13 protein-coding genes are annotated in these 15,773 nt (G+C 60.4%); 7 read left to right on the top strand and 6 right to left on the bottom strand.

Features of this window, described 5'->3' with window-relative positions:
- Positions 1-9 precede the first annotated feature (9 nt).
- Positions 10-1,209 carry an acyltransferase family protein gene (locus K8I84_RS11695; RefSeq protein ID WP_223794940.1) on the bottom strand — a complete coding sequence of 400 codons (1,200 nt, stop codon included), beginning with the start codon at positions 1,207-1,209 and terminating at the stop codon, positions 10-12.
- Between the two features lie 201 nt (positions 1,210-1,410).
- On the opposite strand from K8I84_RS11695, the gene K8I84_RS11700 reads away from it, so the two are divergent.
- A complete protein-coding gene (locus tag K8I84_RS11700) occupies positions 1,411-3,048 on the top strand; it encodes an MBL fold metallo-hydrolase (protein WP_223794941.1) in 1,638 nt (545 codons plus the stop codon).
- A gap of 31 nt (positions 3,049-3,079) precedes the next feature.
- Here the strand turns inward: K8I84_RS11700 and K8I84_RS11705 are convergent, their stop codons facing one another.
- On the bottom strand, positions 3,080-3,238 hold the full coding sequence (locus K8I84_RS11705; RefSeq protein ID WP_223794942.1) for a YqaE/Pmp3 family membrane protein: 159 nt from the start codon (positions 3,236-3,238) through the stop codon (positions 3,080-3,082).
- Between the two features lie 192 nt (positions 3,239-3,430).
- Between K8I84_RS11705 and K8I84_RS11710 the strand changes: the two genes are divergently transcribed.
- From K8I84_RS11710 to K8I84_RS11720, 3 genes are read left to right on the top strand one after another with little or no spacing between them, the layout of a single operon-like run.
- On the top strand, positions 3,431-4,759 hold the full coding sequence (locus K8I84_RS11710) for a succinylglutamate desuccinylase/aspartoacylase family protein (RefSeq protein ID WP_223794943.1): 1,329 nt from the start codon (positions 3,431-3,433) through the stop codon (positions 4,757-4,759).
- A 43-nt stretch (positions 4,760-4,802) separates the two neighbouring features.
- Positions 4,803-5,747 (top strand): DMT family transporter, encoded by a 945-nt coding sequence (locus K8I84_RS11715; RefSeq protein WP_223794944.1) that lies wholly within the window; start codon positions 4,803-4,805, stop codon positions 5,745-5,747.
- A gap of 15 nt (positions 5,748-5,762) precedes the next feature.
- Positions 5,763-6,290: a carbohydrate-binding protein gene (locus tag K8I84_RS11720; protein ID WP_223794945.1), complete on the top strand. Its 528-nt coding sequence runs from the start codon at positions 5,763-5,765 to the stop codon at positions 6,288-6,290.
- A gap of 20 nt (positions 6,291-6,310) precedes the next feature.
- On the opposite strand, the gene K8I84_RS11725 is transcribed toward K8I84_RS11720, so the two are convergent.
- Positions 6,311-7,510 carry a MalY/PatB family protein gene (locus K8I84_RS11725; RefSeq protein ID WP_223794981.1) on the bottom strand — a complete coding sequence of 400 codons (1,200 nt, stop codon included), beginning with the start codon at positions 7,508-7,510 and terminating at the stop codon, positions 6,311-6,313.
- Between the two features lie 210 nt (positions 7,511-7,720).
- Between K8I84_RS11725 and K8I84_RS11730 the strand changes: the two genes are divergently transcribed.
- A complete protein-coding gene (locus K8I84_RS11730; protein WP_223794946.1) occupies positions 7,721-8,608 on the top strand; it encodes an AEC family transporter in 888 nt (295 codons plus the stop codon).
- 71 nt (positions 8,609-8,679) lie between these two features.
- Here K8I84_RS11730 and K8I84_RS11735 read toward each other — a convergent pair whose 3' ends face one another.
- Positions 8,680-10,215, bottom strand: a complete 1,536-nt coding sequence (locus tag K8I84_RS11735) for an arylsulfatase (protein ID WP_223794947.1) — start codon at positions 10,213-10,215, stop codon at positions 8,680-8,682.
- 309 nt (positions 10,216-10,524) lie between these two features.
- Between K8I84_RS11735 and K8I84_RS11740 the strand changes: the two genes are divergently transcribed.
- Entirely contained in the window at positions 10,525-13,026 is a 2,502-nt protein-coding gene (locus K8I84_RS11740) for an acyl-CoA dehydrogenase (protein ID WP_223794948.1), read from the top strand.
- 45 nt (positions 13,027-13,071) lie between these two features.
- On the opposite strand, the gene K8I84_RS11745 is transcribed toward K8I84_RS11740, so the two are convergent.
- Positions 13,072-13,380 (bottom strand): hypothetical protein, encoded by a 309-nt coding sequence (locus tag K8I84_RS11745; protein ID WP_223794949.1) that lies wholly within the window; start codon positions 13,378-13,380, stop codon positions 13,072-13,074.
- A 90-nt stretch (positions 13,381-13,470) separates the two neighbouring features.
- Positions 13,471-14,427, bottom strand: a complete 957-nt coding sequence (locus K8I84_RS11750; RefSeq protein WP_223794950.1) for a LysR family transcriptional regulator — start codon at positions 14,425-14,427, stop codon at positions 13,471-13,473.
- Positions 14,428-14,773: 346 nt separating this feature from the next.
- On the opposite strand from K8I84_RS11750, the gene K8I84_RS11755 reads away from it, so the two are divergent.
- Positions 14,774-15,655, top strand: coding sequence for a DMT family transporter (locus K8I84_RS11755; RefSeq protein WP_223794951.1), 882 nt, complete (start codon positions 14,774-14,776; stop codon positions 15,653-15,655).
- Positions 15,656-15,773: the final 118 nt, after the last annotated feature.

The raw sequence follows: 15,773 nt of genomic DNA on the forward strand, positions 1-15,773 counted from the left end.
GCCCCCCTTTTACCGGTCAGACATGGCCCTGCCCTTCGTTTTACCGGCCTTGAGACGCCACGGGCTGACCCGCCGGAAGCCCGCACCAACCAGTTCGCGGAAGGAGGCGCTTTTCAGCCGCTCACGACACGGCAGTTCCACCCTGTGGTACGTCCAGTGGGAGATCAGGATAACCAGACCGGGAACCAGCAGAAACATGGCCCATTGGGCCGGCTCTGGCAGCACCTCGTAAATATGACGGCCGGTCAGGAACAGGCTGGCATCCCGGAGCATGTCAATAAGCAGCCAGTGCACCAGATAAACCGAATACGAGATCTGGCCCAGGTAATGCAGCCACGAATGGTTGAGAATATGGCCCGATTGCGCGGGTATTCGCGCCGCACACAGCACCAACAGGGCAAAGCCCGCCACAGACAGGACATGTGAGACAGGAAAGTTCAGCAGCACCAGATTCACTGCCAGTACCGGCAGGGCCAGCTTTGCGGACGCGAGTCGGGCGAACCGGCCAGCCTTGAACCACCGGAACATCACAATGCCGAGCACGGCCCCGGCCAGGCACCGGAGCAGCATGGGCCAGCCGGCGAACAGAATCCCAAGATCGCCAAACCGTTGCTCGATCCAGACCAACGGCGCAAACGCCAGCGCCGCCAACAACACCAGCCAGGGCTGCCTCAGGCCGCCCATGCCCACCAGCACCAGGGGCATGATCAGGTAGATCAGCCATTCGGCACTGATCGACCAGGCCGGCTCGTTCCAGTACGCCGCCCAATGGAGGGTCTGGACCAGAAACAGATTGGTCAGGAGGCTTTCAATGCTCTGTTTGCCGGTGAACGGGGTCGCCAGGTACTGCATGCCGTCGGCACCTACGGCGGTCAGCAGCCACTGCACACCTTCGTAAACAACAAACAGGCCCAGCATAAACAGGTGAAGCGGATAAACCCGGGCGAATCGCGATTTGATGAACGACCGATAAGTGGGTCGGTTCTCCGCGCGCCGGAACCGGTGTTGATAGACATAGGCAATCACAAAGCCACTGAGAATGAAAAACAGGTCAACCCAAAGGTAGGACTTAAGGAACAACTCGCCGGGCATGGAATACCCGATGTTCGGCAGCAGCACGTACATAAGGTGGTGGTAAATCACGAACAAGGCGGCCACGCCCCGGAGGGAAGTCAGCGCGATGAGCTCTTGATTGGCCGTCCGTTCCATGAGAGCAATCCGACGTTAGGAAACAAGCTGGTTTTCGCCACCCGAGATGATCGGTGTGATTGCCGAAGTCAACGAATATAGTTCAGTACGCGCGAATGGCCACCATGGTTCCGGTTCTTCCCTGCAACGGGGTAAATCCCGAGCCAATTCCTGTTATCTTGTGGCAAACCACCCGTTGAATGTCTGGCCCAGAGGTTCGCTATGGAAATCCGTCCCGCCGCCACACTGATTCTTACGCGAGATAACGCTGAAGGGATCGAAGTGCTGTTATTACAGCGCTCCTGGGACGCGATTTTTTTGCCCGGCTACCATGTGTTTCCCGGCGGGGCCCTCGATCCGGCGGAATCCGATGCCCGTCACCACGCGGCCGGACCGGACGATTCGGACATCAGCCAGATCATGAGTCTCAGCGAAGGCGGGCAGGATTACATGCTCGCCGCGGTGCGGGAGTGCTTTGAAGAAGCCGGCATCCTGCTGGCACAGGACCAAAGCGGGCAGTTGATTTCCGGCAATCACCCGGTACATGAACAGCGCCAGGCCGTGTTCATGGGCGAACAGACCCTGGCCGGGGTTTGTCAGCATCATGGACTGACCATCCCGCTGGATCGCCTGGCCTACCTGAGTCACTGGGTCACCCCACCTGGCCCACCGCGCCGCTTTGATACCCGCTTTTTCGTCACCGCCGCACCAGAAGGCCAGATGGCCTCCCACGATGGCCAGGAAACCATCGACCACCTGTGGATCAGTCCAGCACAGGCACTGGAGGATCACCGTTCCGGCACACGGCTGCTGGGCCTGCCCACCCTGCGCACGCTAAGAATTCTGAGCGATTTTGACAACACCAGCGACCTGATGCGTTATGCCCACGCCAACCCGCCCGAAGCCAATCCGGAGTCGCCCTGGCCTGCCCTGCGAAAGGGAAAGCCGGTCATGCTGGAGCCAGGGGCGCCGGCTTACGACGAAGCCACCAAACTGGATCCGGAAGGCGAAGGCTCGGTGCGCGCTGAAATTGTCCCCGGCGAGCCTGTGGAGATCGCCGCCCGGGTGCGCCGGCTGACCGCCCCGAACGCCGGTCTGATGACTGGCCCCGGCACCAACACCTACATTCTGGGGCACGACCGGTTTACCGTCATCGATCCAGGCCCGGATAACCCCGACCACCTGCAGGCCATTCTGACGCTGACGAACGGACGCATTGATCGGGTACTGGTGACCCACACCCACCAGGACCACTCACCGGGTGCCAAGGCCCTGCGCCGTGACACGGGATGCACCCTGGTGGGCATGCATGCGCCCGATGACGGCCTGCAGGACAGCGACTTCAGTGCCGACGAACAGCCCACCCACGGGCAGATCATCATGAGCGATGCCGGCCCACTGAAGGTGCTGCACACCCCCGGGCACGCCTCCAATCATGTGTGCTTTCTGCTCACCGAGCAGGAGCTGCTGTTTGCCGGGGATCACATCATGCAGGGTTCAACGGTGGTGATTAATCCGCCCGACGGCGATATGAAGGCTTATGTGGAATCGCTGTACGGCCTGCTGGCCGAACCCATCCGCTACATTGCGCCGGGGCATGGATTCCTGATGGCCCAGGCCGAGGCGGTGATTGACTACCTGATCACCCACCGCCTGACCCGGGAACACAAGATCGCCCGGGCGCTCGAAAGCCTGGCACCAGCCGACCTGAAGGCCGTGACTGCCAGGGCCTATGACGATCTACCGTCGATCATGCACGGTCTGGCGGCCCGATCCGCCCTGGCGCACCTGCTGAAACTGGAGGCCGAAGACCGGGCCCGGCAGCAGGACAACCAGTGGTACAGCACCCGTCACACCTGAGATATCGCTCCAGCAGACACCATGGAAGGGGTCACTTCTTGGCGATGATATACACCGCATGCACGATGCCGGGTATGTACCCGAGCAAGGTCAGCAGGATATTGATCCAGAAATGCTTACCGATCCCCTCCTGTAAAAACACACCCAATGGAGGTAACAGAATCGCAATCAAAATTCGCAAGAGGTCCATATTCTTCAATGCCTCCCCGGGCTATAACAGGCTCATTGATTAAAAAATAGCAGCTGCCGGTCTCCCGGCCAGCCTGCCAGAAACTTGTTACCCGGCTTTTCATGAAGGTGGCATTAAAGCTTTGTCACAGCAGTATTCATGACCGCCAGCAGCGCCCTATGCTTGGCGCATTTTGTCGACCCGTGAGGACCTATGCTGTTACCCCGTCACCGTGCAATGACCCTGTTTCGATCACTGCCTCTGACACTGCTGCTGGGCTCAGCCGCCCCGGCTCTGGCGAACCTGGATTCCGCGCAGGAAGAGCCGGACCGGGTCACCCCGATTATCAACGAACTGGAAACGGATGAAAGTGTTGAGGAAGTTGAGCAGTCCACCCTGCGCGGTGAACCGGTCGCACCTCCCGAGATAGGCACCCTCACGACAGGCCCCGCCGAACGAACCGCCGCCGAGTTGACGACACCTGGCAGCCAGAGCCCAGCAGATCTGGCCGCCAATCCTGTCGCACAGATACCGGATGAATCCCTGGCGATCGTGATGGAGGCCCTGCCCTCGCCCCAGCCCGCAGCCCCCCTGTCGCTGCTTGGCAGCGAGGTGCTTCCGGGTTCCTCGGCACGGCTGGCCTGGTCACCGGGCATCCAGATTCCCGGGTTGTCCCAGCCTACGCCGGTTCTGGCGGTCAATGGCATCCATGCCGGCCCGACCCTGTGCCTGACCGGTGCCATTCACGGCGACGAACTCAATGGTATCGAAATTGTCCGGCGCACCATCTACGACCTGGACCCGGAAGAACTGTCCGGGCGGGTGATTGGTGTGCCCATTGTCAATCTGCCGGGCTTCCAGCAGGGCAGCCGCTACCTGCCGGACCGACGGGACCTGAACCGGCATTTTCCCGGCTCCCCCGACGGCAGCCTGGCCGACCGCATTGCCCACTCACTGTTCGAGAACGTCATTCGCCAGTGCGACATGCTGGTGGACATCCATACCGGCTCGCTCAAGCGCACCAACCTGCCGCAGCTGCGGGCCGACATGAACAATCCGGACGTCGCCACCTTCACCCAGGGCTTTGACCGCATGGCCGTTGTCCACAGCTCAGGCTCCTCGGGCATGCTCCGCTCGGCAGCCGTAGCCGCCGGTATTGTGGCGGTGACCCTGGAAGCCGGCGAGTCCCATCGCATCCAGGAACATCAGATTGAAGCCGGGGTAAACAGCCTGACCAGTCTGATGGAAAAACAGGGAATGACCTCGCGCATGTTTGTCTGGGGTGAACCGGAACCGGTGTACTACGATTCCGACTGGATCCGCGCCCAGCACGGCGGCATCCTGTTCAGCGAAGTGGATCTGGGCGCCCACGTCTCGGAAGGTGAAGTCCTGGGCTACGTGGCCGATCCGATCACCAACGCCCAGTACCCCATTCGCGCCCACAGCAATGGCCGGGTGATTGGCATGGCGGTGGATCAGGTGGTGATGGCCGGCTTCGCCGCCTACCACATTGGTACAGAGGCAGAAATCCCGGCAGAGTAGTACCCTGTGCGTTTTCCTAACCCCCTGACCTGAGAGGATTTGTGTGGCTTCGGAAAACGCAGAATCACTGAGCGGTAAACTTCGCCTCGCCTACGCCGGACTGGTGGTCACGCCACTGTTCTGGGCCGGCAACGCGGTGGTGGCCCGCAGCACCGTCGAGCAGATACCGCCGCTGTCGATGTCGTTCTGGCGCTGGGTCATAGCCCTGGCCATCCTGCTACCATTTGGCCTGCCCGGGCTCTGGCGCCATCGCCTGGTCATCCGGCAACACCTGGGTTCCATGCTGGCGCTGGCCACCTTCAGCGTCGGCGCCTTCAATTCCCTGTTGTACTTTGCCGCCGTCAGCACCACGGCCACCAACATTGCCCTGATCAACGCCACCATCCCGATTTTTGTCGCGCTTCTGGCCTGGCTGCTGCTGGGCGACCGTACCCGGCCCATTCAGGTTCTGGGCATCGCCCTGGCGGTGCTGGGTATTCTGGTGGTGGTATCCCGGGGGGATATCACGGTGCTGACCGGGCTGGATGCCCAGCCGGGTGACCTGATCATGGTGGCGGCGGTGTTCAGCTGGGGACTGTTTTCCGTGCTGCTTCGGCGCCAGGCCGTGCCCCTGCCCGCATTCACCTTCCTGACCGCCCAGATTTTGCTCGGCACGCTGGTCATTCTGCCGTTCTATCTGGTCGATCTGATGTTCTTTTCCGGTGGTTTTACCGTGTCGGGCGACACCACACTGCCTTTGCTGTACGTGGCCATTTTTCCAGGCATTCTCGCCTTTGCCTTCTGGAACCACGGTGTGCACCGCATTGGCCCCTCAAGGGCTGCTATCTTTATGTACCTGACTCCCGTCTACGCAACCGTGCTGGCCAGTGTGTTTATTAACGAATCGCTTGGCCGGTTTCATGTTCTGGGCGGACTGCTTATCCTGACAGGATTGGTGCTGGCGACCCGGCTTGGCCGACGACCGCCCGCCAACCCTCTCTCGGAGTAAACCAAGGAGGCCAAAATGTCTGGCATTGTCGCTCGACAGTCTCTTGTTACCACCCTTCTCCTGTTCCTCGGTCTGGGGCTGACGACCGCAGCACTCGCAGAGCCCTGCGATCCCGACGACTCCGCCTGGGATCCGAGCCGTTACTACAAGGCAGGCACTGCGGTATTTCACAACGACCGCTGGTTTGAAGCCCGTCTGGTGAACGAGGGCAAGGAGCCGGGTATTGCCTTTGACTGGAAGGCCCTGGACGAGGTGCCGGAGTGCGATTCTGAACAGAAAGCCAAGCAGGAGGCCGCCGAAGCCACCGAACCGGGCAAGCAGCCGGCCACACCGGCACCGGGCGAAACCGCGCCCGGCGTGTGTGAGCGTCCCGAGCAGTGGCGGTTCGCCGCGGAATATGAGCCGGGCAACCTGGTGATGCACGGAGGTATGGTCTGGGAGGCGATTGAAACCACCGGCGGCGATATGCCCGGAATGGAGGAGCCACCGTTATGGCAGGAAGTGGAAGACCACTGCGCCCTGAAAATGGCCACCGAGGGGTAATGATAAGCCCCGGGCGGTGATCAGCCCCTGGCCCTGAGCGCAGCCTCGATCCGGTCGAGTACCTCGGTCAGAACCGAGCGTGGGCACCCCATGTTGAGTCGCATATAGCCGGACCCCGGTTCGCCGAAGGTGATGCCGGGGTTCAGCCCGACACCCGCTTGCTGGACAAAGAACCGCTTCAGTTGCGCATCGGAAAGGCCCAAATCCCGGCAATCGAGCCACATCAGATAGGTGGCCTCCGGCGCGGTACACCGAATGCCCGGCAGACTTTCCCGCACCCGTTGCACCACATAATCCCGATTCCCCTTCAGGTAGTCCCGCAGTTCATCCAGCCAGGGACCCCCTTCCCGGTAGCCGGTTTCGAACCCGACCGCACTGAACGGGTTGCACTGCAACACATGCAGGCGCTGGAATTCCGCCAGCATGGCTCTGCGGCAGGCCTCGTCCTCAATGACCAGAGCCGACAGCCCCAGCCCCGGCAGGTTGAAGCTCTTGCTAGGCGCCACCGCCGTAACCAGCTTGTCGCCGGGCCTGGCCAGGGTTGCCAGTACGTGGTGCCTGGGGCTGTCGTCGAAGGTCAGGTCGCAATGGATTTCATCGGACAGCACCACCAGATCGTGGCGGCGGGCGATATCCAGTACCGCCTCCAGATCCTGGCGGGACCAGACACGGCCCACGGGGTTATGGGGAGAGCACAACATCAGCATCCGGGCGTCCGTTTGAGCGGCGCAGGCCTCCAGATGGTCCAGATTCATGCGGTACTGCCCCGATTCTCCATCTACGCCCGGCTCCTGAATCAGCGGGTTTTCGATCACGGTGCGCCCGGTCTGCCGGATGGAATTGAAGAACGGCGGGTACACCGGCGGCTGGATGATGACGCCCTCGCCTTCTTTCGCAAAGGCCAGGCAGGCTGCGTTCAACGATGGCACCACGCCGGGGACCATCAGGATCCACTCCTTTTCAATACGCCAGCCATGCCGGGTCTGGTACCAGTCCATCATTGCCTGGTACAGGCTGTCCGGGAACAGGGTATAGCCGTACACGGGGTGCCTTGCCCGCTCTACCAGGGCACGGGTGACCGCCTCCGGCGCCGCAAAGTCCATGTCCGCCACCCAGGCCGGAATCACATCCTCCCGTCCGAACACGGTCTTGCGGGCATCAAACTTCACCGCACAGGTCTGGTCGCGGTTGACGGACTGGTCGAAAGGACTGCTCACGATCTGATTCCCTCTGTAAACGATGGACGTTCTGGCTGAAGCTGCCGGTATTGTGGCGAGCGGCGATCGCTGCCGCAACCGCCAACAGAATCGCCCAGGAGTTTCTTAGGCTTTGGTCGAACAGGGCGTGTTAAGTGCTTGCCGAAGCAGCACAATACTTGCGAAGCTAACGGTTTTCGCCCCTGTTTTCGGAGTTTCGTCGGAGCCTTTTTGATGGTTGGTCAAATCCTGTCCACCCTGCTGCCGGTGTTTTTGATTGCCGGCTGTGGCGCACTTTACGGTCGTTACCGCACCCCGGATATCCGGGGCCTGAACGTGCTCAACATGGAGCTGTTCGTGCCCATGCTGGTGTTCTCCGTACTGGCGGACCAGAAGGCGCCGTTGCAGGACTACGCCCATCTGGCGCTGGCGGGCGCAGTGGTGGTTCTGGGCTCCGGCATCGTGCTTTACCCGCTGGCCAAAGTCCTGAAGCTCAACCTCAAGACCTTCCTGCCGCCGATGATGTTCAACAACTCCGGCAACATGGGGATTCCTCTGCTGGTGTTTGCCTTCGGAGACGCAGCGCTGCCGGCGGCCATCGTGTTGTTCATTGTCGAGATGCTGCTGCATTTTTCCATCGGGTTACACATGCTGGACCCCCATACCTCCCTGCTCAAGCGCCTGCGGCTGCCGATCGTTTTTGCCAGTATCGCCGGCCTGTCGGTCAATCTTGGCGGTGTGCCCTTGCCGGAGTGGTTGTTGGAAACCCTGAACATGCTCGGTGGCGTCTGCATTCCGCTGATGCTGTTTGCCCTTGGCGTGCGGATGCTGGAAATCGACTTCAGTGACTGGAAGATCGGCCTGCTCGGAGCGATTGCCTGCCCTGCCAGCGGTCTGCTCCTGGCCTGGCCGATGATCGAACTGATGAATCTGCCCGGCCTGCAGGTGGCCTGTCTGTGGGTGTTTGCCGCCCTGCCCCCGGCGGTGCTCAATTACATGGTGGCGGAGCAGTACCAACAGGAGCCCCACAAAGTGGCCTCGCTGGTTCTGCTCAGCAATCTGGGCAGTCTGGTGGTGATGCCCATTGTACTGGGGCTGGTGTTTGCCCAGGGCTACCTCTGATTCCCATAACGAAAAACACCACCGGCCGCCGTTTCTGGCGAGCGGTGGTGTCGGGCTCTCAAACCGTGACGTTAATGCCCGGTGACGGAGGACTTGGCCTTCTCGATGGCCTCGTTGATATTCAGTGAGGCGGCTTCCTGACGTGGCGGGAACTCCTTGAACGACTCCAGGTGCCTGGTCAGGGCAGCAATCACTGGCTGGATCACCCAGCTCTTGCGCATGATCTGGTGGAAACCGGTCACGCCATCGTAATGCTCGAACGGATCTTTGCGCAGGTTAAACAGCTTGGGCATGGTGTGGAACACCAGATCCTCGTAATAGCGACCGCCCGGCTTGGTGGCAAAGTGGATCTTCCAGGGCCCGGCACGAACCGCCGTCAGGCTGGACTCGTAGTAGTACAGGTAGAAGTTACGGGCGGACTCGTCCGCCTCACCCATCCAGTAATCCAGGTTATTGAAACCGTCGATCTTTACCTTGTGGGATTCCGCCAGCTCTTCACCGATGTTCGGGCGACCGACTGCCGCTGCGATGGTGGGCAAGACGTCCTCGTGGGATGAAATCCCGTTCAGCTTGAGGCCGGCCGGGATCTTACCGGGCCAGCGCACCAGGAAGGGCACACGCACCCCACCTTCCCAGGTGGTCATTTTCTCACCCCGGAACATGGTGGTGCCGGCATCGGGCCAGCTGCTTTGTTCAGGACCATTGTCGGTGGTGTAAATCACGATGGTGTTGTCGGCGATGCCCAGATCCTCAAGCTTGTCCAGCAACTGCCCCACGTGACCATCGTGCTCCATCAGGCCACTGCCGAAGATGTCTTCCGCCGAGCTGATGGGCGTGGCCAGGTTGCGACTCTCTTCCTTCAGATGGGTATACACGTGCATCCGACTGGTGGCGTGCCAGATAAAGAACGGCTTGTCGTCGTCCTTCGCCCGCGTCATGAAATCGATGCTACGTTTGAGGATTTCCTCATCAAAGGTCTTCATCCGCTCGCGAGTGAGCTGACCGGTGTCTTTTACCGTCTGGCCGTCTTCGGTGGCGTAGGACTCAATCACACCCCGGGGGAAAAACTGTTCCCGGAACTCTTCATCCTGGGGGTAGTCCGCCTGTTCCGGCTCCTCGGACACGTTCAGGTGGTACAGGTTGCCATAGAACTCATCAAAGCCGTGCAGCGTCGGCAGGTGCTGGTCCAGGTCTCCCAGGTGGTTCTTGCCATACTGGGCGGTCATGTAGCCTTCTTCCTTGAGGATTTCTGCGAGCGTCGGGTCTTCCTCCCGAATGCCCAGCGGGTTGCCCGGCTGGCCAACGGTGGTCAAACCCGTCCGGATCGGCAGCTGACCAAAGAGGAAAGCCGCCCGGCCAGCGGTGCAACTGGGCTGGGCGTAATGATCGGTAAACAGCGCGCCTTCATTGGCGATGCGATCAATGTTCGGGGTCGGATACTGCATGCCAAAGGTGTAGGCACTCAGAGAATTGGGTGCCACATCGTCCACCATGATCACCAGTACGTTGGGCTTGTCAGCCGCCAGCACATGGACGGACCAGAGCAAGGCAAACAAAACGATGGAAAGAGGGCGCAAGGACCTTGCCCCGGATAATTGACGTTTCATGTAGTTCTCCCTAACTAGCAGTGCTGGCTTGAGGTCTGCGGGCAACGTTATGCGCCCGCTGGCAATCCGTCGCTGGCGAACCACACAATCGGGCGAGGGAGTGAGTATCTATAACACTAGATCGCCGGGTAGCCCTGTCAAATTGCCGGGGAAGTCCGCTCTGGTGCCGGCTTCAACAGCGGGAGAATTTTCAGCCGCGCGGTGACTGCCGCAACAAAACCGGGCGGGTGGAAACGGTTGCACCAGATCAAAATTTGATCGATGGTAGGCACATAGCGCACCCAAATCACCGCGACTGGGAGGTCCCCGATGAGTGTTCTGCTTCTGCTGATCAGTGCCCTGGTACTGATTTACTTCAGTATTGGTGGCAAAACCGCCGCTGCTGTCATGGCCGTTGCCACCCTGGTAGGGGTCATTCAGGACGACTGGCACCTGGCCAGTGTTCTGATCGGCGGCGTGCTGCTCGCGCTGGCCCTGGTACTGGTCATCCCCGGAGATCTCCGCCTGGATAAACTGAGCCGGCCCCTGCTTGGCTGGGTTCGCAGCCGCCTGCCAACCCTCTCCGATACCGAGTCGGAAGCCCTGAAATCCGGCTCTGTCGACTGGGATGGCGAGCTGTTTTCCGGCCAACCGGAGTGGAACAAGCTGCTGGACGCTCAGCCGGCATACCTGACCAGTGAAGAGCAGGCCTTTATCGACGGGCCGGTTGAAAAGCTCTGCGCCATGCTCGACGACTGGAAAATCACCCACGAACATTACGACCTGCCTGAGAAAGTCTGGAAATTCATGAAGGACAAAGGATTTTTCGGGCTGGTGATCCCCAAGGATGAAGGCGGACTGGGTTTTTCCAACACCGCCCACTCTGAAATCGTGATGAAGATTTCCACCCGCAGCGTGTCTGCGGCGGTCACCGTCATGGTGCCCAATTCCCTCGGCCCGGGTGAGCTGCTGATGCATTACGGCACCGACGAGCAGAAGCATCACTACCTGCCCCGCCTCGCCAAGGGCGAGGAGATCCCCTGCTTTGCCCTGACTTCTCCCGTGGCGGGTTCGGATGCCGGCGCCATTCCCGACAAGGGCATTGTCTGCAAGGGTCAGTGGAACGGGGAGGAAGTGCTCGGCCTGAGGGTTACCTGGAACAAGCGTTACATCACCCTGGCCCCGGTGGCTACGCTGATCGGCCTGGCCATCAAGGTCTACGACCCGGACAAACTCCTCGGAGAGAACGACGACATCGGCGTGACCTGCGTGCTGGTGCCGCGGGACACCGACGGGGTCAATGCCGGCACCCGGCACCTGCCGATGAATACCGTGTTCATGAACGGGCCGACCTGGGGCACCGAGGTGTTCATCCCCATGGAACAGGTCATTGGTGGCCAGGACATGCTGGGCAAGGGCTGGACTATGCTGCTGGAATGCCTGTCCATTGGCCGCTCCATTTCCCTGCCGGCTCTGGGTACCGGCGCCGGCAAGGTGGCGTGTCTGGCCACCGGAGCCTACGCCTATACCCGTGAACAGTTTGGCCGGTCCATCAGCCAGTTCGAAGGTGTTCAGGAAGCCCTGGAGCCCATGGCCGGCTATACCTACATGATGGACGCCGCCCGCCTGCTGACCTCCGGCATGCTGGACCGGGGCGTGCGGCCTTCCGTGCCTTCGGCGGTGCTGAAATACCGCAACACCGACCTGATGCGGGAGGTGATTAACCACGCCATGGACGTTGCCGCTGGCCGGGCGGTCATTACCGGCCCCCGCAACTTCCTGGCCCGGGCCTATCAGGCCGTGCCCATCGGCATTACCGTGGAAGGCGCGAACATCCTGACCCGCAGCCTGATGATCTTCGGCCAGGGCGCCATTCGCTGCCATCCGTTCATCGTGGAAGAAATCGAAGCGGCTGGCATGACCGATGAGGACAAGGCCGCCAAGAAATTCGATGGCATCTTCTACCGGCACCTGGCCCACACCACCCGCAACGCCCTCCGGTCCCTGGTACTCGGGTTGACCCGGGGCCTGCCGGAACCCGTGCCCGCGGAGGGCAACATCAAGCCCTGCTACCGGCAGCTGGCCCGGTTCTCGGCCGCCTTTGCCCTGATGACCGACGTGACGCTACTCACCGTTGGCGGCGGACTGAAGGCGCGCCAGCGGTTGTCTGGCCGCATGGCAGACTGCCTGACGCATCTGTATTACGCCACTGCGGTGATCAAGCAATGGCACGAGGAAGGCTACCCGGATGACCAAAGGCCCCTGGTGGAATGGTGCCTGCACACCTGCCTGAGGGATCTGCAGTCGTCCATGCGGGACGCCATCATCAACTTCCCGGTACCGGCACTTCGCTGGCCGCTGCGGCTGCTGGTGTTCCCGCTCGGCGCCACCGGCCTGAACGGCCCCGACGACACCCTGGGCTCCAAGGTGGCTCGCTCCATTGTCGATGACACGCCCGTGCGCCACCGCATTGCCCGTGGCACCTATGTAAACGAAAGCCCCGATGATCCGCTGGGCCGTGTGTTGAATGCCTACCGCCTGGCCCACGAAACCGCCGGCATGCGTGACCGTCTGCACCAGGCCATCCGCAACCGGGACGAGGATGAGCTGGACGGCATTGCCCTGCTGATGGGCCATCAGCGCAAGGAACTGGTGGACTGGGCCTGTGCCCAGGGCATCGTTAAGGCCGATGAATGCGACAAACTGGAGGAAGCACTGACCGCCCTGTACGACGTACTTCGGGTAGATGCGTTCGACAGCGAGGGGCTGAAGGCGCTGTCGCGGTGCGCGAAAGGCAAACGGAAGGTGGTGGAACGACCGGCCAGGAAATGACCGGGGGGCCGGGCCAGATACGTGTCTGGCCCGGACTTTCAGCCATCAGCGCCGGTTGAGAATATCGATGATTTCCCGGGTATCCTTGATGATGGTGTAAACACGGTCCTCAATTTCCACCCGCTGGCGGCCATTGCCCATGTCGTAGATATCACCGTAATGATAATGATCGTGGTCCAGACGATCACCGCGGTGGTAACCATTGAGCTTTTTCTGCCAGCCCGGGGGCAGCTGTCCGCCCTTTGCTACCTTCTTCTGCAGGCCCGGAGGCAGTTCATTGTGAGAGGACTTGGCCAGGGCCGGCGCTGCGCCCACCATCATGCCCATCAGGGCGATCAACAAAACGGATTTCATAAACGTTACCTACTCCGAACTTCAGGTTTGTAGCGAAACTACCACGTTGGTGGCCTTTCATCAGTTAACGCTCGTTCATGCTTTGAGGTTTCATGTAACTGGCAACTCATCCCCCCGCAGCCCCGACTGAATGGCCTCATCGACCAGCCAGCGCCGCAGCAACTGCAAGCCCCGTTCGCCTCGTCGACTGGTTTTCCAGGCAAAGTAGAAGCTGTCGCCGGTCATGACCGAGTGGCAGGGCAAGCGAACGAAATCTTCCGAATCACTGCGGGTACTGAGCATGTAATCGTTGGTCAGGGCAATGCCCTGATGAAACCGCGCCGCTTCCAGTGCCAGCAGCATGTGGCTGAAATGCTGGACCTTGGCCTTGTCCGGAATCACCTCGCCCACCTCCCGGAACCAGGCCTGCCAGTCGCCGGCGGCTTTATCAAAAATGCTGTGGGTGGACAGCAACGGGAATTCGCTGATGGCGTCGCATGAGATCGGCAGCGCTTCGTCCTCCGGGTTCTCGCGCCCGAGGTGCCGGCGAATCTTCATCCAGTAATCCTGGCTGCACACCGGGAACAGACGTTCGACGTAGAGCAACTCGTAACTGTAGGCCGGGGACCCCTTGTTCACGGTAATAAAGCAGTCCGCCACCCGATCCGACAATTGCGGATTCTCGGTGCTCATCTCCAGCGCCAGGTCCACCTGGGGTTGCAGCCGTTTCAGCTCCGGCAACCGGGGCACCAGCCAGCGCACGGCAAAGGAGCTGAACACCGACAGCCGCAAGCGGGACTCCTCATGCCCCAACAGCTGCTCGCTGGCGCGCTCGATCTGGAGCAAGGCGGAACTGATGGCATCCAGGTACTGGCGGCCCTCGTCCGTCAGGGTCAGGGTACGGCCACTGCGCCAGAACAGGCGTTCACCAAGGTAGGTTTCCAGCTGTTTGATCTGGTGGCTGACGGCGCTCTGGCTGACCGCCAGCTCCTCCGCAGCGAGGGAGAAGCTGTTCAGCCGGGCCACAGACTCGAACACCGGAAGCGCTTTCAGGGGAGGCAGTTTCATTATCTAATTTTCTAATAACTGAATAATAAAGATCATTTTATCGGATATTAGTTCAACCCTACACTGCTCGTCCCTGTGTCATTCCAATTCGAGATTGAGATTCGATCTCATGATATGTGGGACTGCTCAAGCCCAGAGCTACCAAGGCTTCAGCGGCTGTTTTGGCCGGCTCTGAAAAAGCGCCTTACAACTTTAACGTGAGACTCCGAGCTCTTAATGTCCTTTTGGCGCTTGTCTGTCGTCTCTGGCCAGCCAGAAGTTTCTGACCAGGGGCAGTACTTGATGAAATCCACCCAGGCGCGAAACGGCCATGAAACCGTCGACGTCGAAACCTTCGGGAGGCACCATGTCAGGACACACCGTCAATAGCGCCATATTTTTGCTCGTCATTGGCAACGCTATGGCTATCATTTCCGATGTCTTTATCAAGCTGCTGGAACCCGGTGCACCGATTTTCCAGTTTGCCTTCCTGCGCTGCGTCCTGACTCTGTTTATGCTCATCCCGCTGGTTGGCAAAATGAACCGGAAGTACTTGTTCGCAGGCCTGAAAATCCACGCATTTCGTGCGCACATCCATCTTGTTGGCATGCTGTGCATGGTCGTGGCCCTGGGCAACCTGCCCCTGGCCACGGCCAACGCTGTGTTCTACGCCGCGCCGATACTGGTGATGATGCTGGCCGCCCTTGTTTTTGGTGAGCGCCTCACCCCCATGAGCGTGACCGCAGTGTTCAGTGGGTTTCTCGGCATCGTATTGATCCTGAGGCCTGTCGAATTTGACTGGGCAGCCATTGCCGCACTGGGCTCGGCCTTTACCCTGGCTATCAATGCTGTGATGGTGCGTAAGCTCCCCAAGCAGCAGTCCACGATTCACAAGCTGTTTCTTAACTACCTGCTGATTGTTCCAGCCGCAGCAGCTTTGGCACTCTGGGAAGGTGCCAGTTGGGATGGCTCGATGCTCATTAGTGCCTCAGGCTCGGCACTGTTCATCCTGGTCTACAACATGACGGTCCTGCTCGCGTACCAGCAGGTGGATGCAAATCAAGTAACCAGCGCGGAATATACGGGTTTGATATGGGCGGTATTGATCGGATGGGTAGGTTTCAATGAAATGCCCGACCTCTGGTTCGCCGTAGGCAGCGCCATGATCGTCGTGCCGTTAATCCTGATTGGCTTGCGTTCGCGCCAGCGGAACGATCGAATGCTCCGGGCTCATCCGGTGAATGGCTGATGCCCTCAGCCGATAGAGATACCAAGGGATGCCCCCTCCCCTCCGGCCCTAATGAGGGGTCGGGGTCATTCCCAAGCTGAGCAGGTCACACGAAGCTGAATGCAGCGTTTTAAAGACT

The organism is Marinobacter sp. F4216 (assembly GCF_019931195.1).
Taxonomy (GTDB): Bacteria; Pseudomonadota; Gammaproteobacteria; order Pseudomonadales; family Oleiphilaceae; genus Marinobacter; species Marinobacter suaedae.

Bases quoted from the DNA above. Each gene is read 5' to 3' on its own strand.
- K8I84_RS11695 (WP_223794940.1), bottom strand. From the start codon at position 1,209: ATGGAACGGACGGCCAATCAAGAGCTCATCGCGCTGACTTCCCTCCGG.
- K8I84_RS11700 (WP_223794941.1), top strand. From the start codon at position 1,411: ATGGAAATCCGTCCCGCCGCCACACTGATTCTTACGCGAGATAACGCT.
- K8I84_RS11705 (WP_223794942.1), bottom strand. From the start codon at position 3,238: ATGGACCTCTTGCGAATTTTGATTGCGATTCTGTTACCTCCATTGGGT.
- K8I84_RS11710 (WP_223794943.1), top strand. From the start codon at position 3,431: ATGCTGTTACCCCGTCACCGTGCAATGACCCTGTTTCGATCACTGCCT.
- K8I84_RS11720 (WP_223794945.1), top strand. From the start codon at position 5,763: ATGTCTGGCATTGTCGCTCGACAGTCTCTTGTTACCACCCTTCTCCTG.
- K8I84_RS11730 (WP_223794946.1), top strand. From the start codon at position 7,721: ATGGTTGGTCAAATCCTGTCCACCCTGCTGCCGGTGTTTTTGATTGCC.
- K8I84_RS11735 (WP_223794947.1), bottom strand. From the start codon at position 10,215: ATGAAACGTCAATTATCCGGGGCAAGGTCCTTGCGCCCTCTTTCCATC.
- K8I84_RS11740 (WP_223794948.1), top strand. From the start codon at position 10,525: ATGAGTGTTCTGCTTCTGCTGATCAGTGCCCTGGTACTGATTTACTTC.
- K8I84_RS11745 (WP_223794949.1), bottom strand. From the start codon at position 13,380: ATGAAATCCGTTTTGTTGATCGCCCTGATGGGCATGATGGTGGGCGCA.
- K8I84_RS11750 (WP_223794950.1), bottom strand. From the start codon at position 14,427: ATGAAACTGCCTCCCCTGAAAGCGCTTCCGGTGTTCGAGTCTGTGGCC.
- K8I84_RS11755 (WP_223794951.1), top strand. From the start codon at position 14,774: ATGTCAGGACACACCGTCAATAGCGCCATATTTTTGCTCGTCATTGGC.